The 2176-nt window shown below is 44.9% G+C and carries 3 protein-coding genes; 1 reads left to right on the forward strand and 2 read right to left on the reverse strand.

The features are described from left to right. The coding region (locus STRDD11_RS14580) for an ABC transporter substrate-binding protein (RefSeq protein ID WP_241209401.1) at positions 1-694 on the reverse strand (694 nt) is incomplete at its 3' end. 393 nt (positions 695-1087) lie between these two features. Here STRDD11_RS14580 and STRDD11_RS09770 point away from each other — a divergent pair. Then, positions 1088-1831, forward strand: a complete 744-nt coding sequence (locus tag STRDD11_RS09770) for a hypothetical protein (protein ID WP_128837168.1) — start codon at positions 1088-1090, stop codon at positions 1829-1831. 101 nt (positions 1832-1932) lie between these two features. On the opposite strand, the gene STRDD11_RS09775 is transcribed toward STRDD11_RS09770, so the two are convergent. After that, entirely contained in the window at positions 1933-2052 is a 120-nt protein-coding gene (locus STRDD11_RS09775; protein ID WP_128837312.1) for an LPXTG cell wall anchor domain-containing protein, read from the reverse strand. Between the last annotated feature and the right edge of the window lie 124 nt (positions 2053-2176).

The following is a 2176-nucleotide window of genomic DNA, read 5'->3' on the forward strand; positions in this document are numbered from 1 at the left end:
CGTTTTTGACGAATTCCATGACTGATTTGGAGGTCAGCGATTTGAGCAGGTATGGACCGTTATAGAGAATGCTGGAAGGCTTGACAGAACCAAAGTTGCTTCCTTCTGATTTCAGAAATTCTTCATTTGCCGGAAAGAGAATGGAGCTGGTTGTCTTGGAATTCCAGTAAGGCTCCGGGCGTGCCAGCGTATACTGAACAGTGTGGTCATCAAGAGCCTTGACCCCGACATTGTCAAAGTTTTTATCTTCCCCTTTGATGTAGGCGTCCAGACCTTTGACAGAATCCTGCACCAGATACAGGGCTTCAGAGCTTGCATCTGCCGCATATTTCAGTCCGGTCACAAAATCCTGTGCCTTGACATCCGCATATTCTTCACCATCGGATGTGTACCATTTGGCATCATCACGCAGTTTGTAAGTATAGGTCAGACCATCCTCAGAAACCGTCCATGACTTCGCAATGGAAGGAACCAAGTTGCCATACTGGTCATTTTCCAGCAAACCATCCACCAGATTGGTGATGACATCGCTGGTTGTCGCACGATTGGCTGTTAGATAGTTCAGGCTGTCAGGGTCTGAACTATAGACATAGGTATATTGATTTGTGCTAGTCGAAGACTGGCCGCAGGCTGCTAGCAGCAGTCCTGCACTCAGCGCAACTCCAGTGACTGTCAGCCATTTTGATGCTTTCATGGATAAACCTCCTTTGATGTTACATTTTATAACATGAACTATTATACCAAAAAAAGTATAAAAAGTAAATAGAAAACAGATAATCGTTTAGCAAAATATATGTGCCGAGGTTAATCTCTTGCTTCTGTACGGACGGTATGATATAATGGTACAAAGTAATAGTTAGTAATAAAAGGAGGTTGAATATTGCATCGCTTGCTGTTTTGAGTCACAACCGTCTGTTTGATGACGATAAAAACTTGAAACCCACTTTTTATCGCCTTTTAGTTTTCTTTTAATAGCGAAGACCCTGAAACAGCCTAATCTCAGGCCGTTTCACTCGCCCGGACTGTTGAAGCTAACAAAGTAATAAAGGATAAACTAAATGACGATAAATTAGAAAGGATACTTGCCATGTTTCACAAAGCTTACTCTGAACCGTCTAAACATAAGAAGCATTGGGGAGCAATCGCTCTCGCTTCTGCTGCCGCTCTGGCCGCTGTCTTGCTGGCCTCTGGCACTGTCCAGGCCGAAGATACTCCAAACCGATCCGGCAATCGCGAAATAGGCATCTACGACCCTGATGTCCCTGACATTGAGGACGATGATAGCATCTTTGATGAAGTTCAGCCGGCACCTCAGCCTCAGGAACCAAGTCAAAATGCCTATACCGGCCCCTATTATATCATGGATGAGTCGGGTCAGCGCATCCGAAACAAAATCGTTCTTTACGAAGGGCAGTACTATGGAACCAACAGATATGGAGTGGCTTACAAAGTTACAGATGACCCTGCAGAACAAATCCCCACTGATCTGAAGAACTCTTTCTATACCAGCCCGACAGGAAACGTCTATTATTTCGATGAAAAAGGACAGCGAGTGACCACTTTCTTTGCTGTCGACGGCAAGCAGTACTTCTTTGATGATTATGGCCGGCTTGTCAGAAATCGCTTTGTTCCTTTCTGGGAATTCTACTTCTACATCGGGGAGGACGGAACACCTTATCAGGACGGACTCTACAAGATTGGCAAAAATTATTACAAATTTGATAAAATGGGAATCCTTGCACAGAATACTGTTATCGACTACAAGGGCAAGCAATATTCTGTTAACCGGTTCGGTGTCGTCAACATAAAGGACGAGGAAGTGACGCCGTAATAAAAAACACCAGAAATGACGAGCAAAGTTCTTCATTTCTGGTGTTTTAGTTTGCCTGAAATCTTTCCATAGGAAAGACCAGTTTTTATAGCAGCGGCTGCTTATTCTTCTTTTGATTTTCCTGCACTAATACTTAGACCCAATCCAGCTGCTAGCAGACCAAGTCCTAGAATGCTATAGAGCACCTTCTCGCTGCTTCCTGTTTGAGGAAGGGACTGCAGCCGCTAGAGGCTGCGGGTTTCCCAAAATCAGTGTCTGCGTCTGCCAATGGTGAGACGATCAAGGAGGCAAGCACCAAGGATTAGAATCCCTCCGAGCGGCCAGAGCGCTTTTGTGCTGTCACCT

It is taken from the genome of Streptococcus sp. DD11 (genome assembly GCF_001578865.1).
In the GTDB taxonomy this organism is placed as follows: Bacteria; Bacillota; Bacilli; order Lactobacillales; family Streptococcaceae; genus Streptococcus; species Streptococcus panodentis.

Bases quoted from the DNA above. Each gene is read 5' to 3' on its own strand.
- STRDD11_RS09770 (WP_128837168.1), top strand. From the start codon at position 1,088: ATGTTTCACAAAGCTTACTCTGAACCGTCTAAACATAAGAAGCATTGG.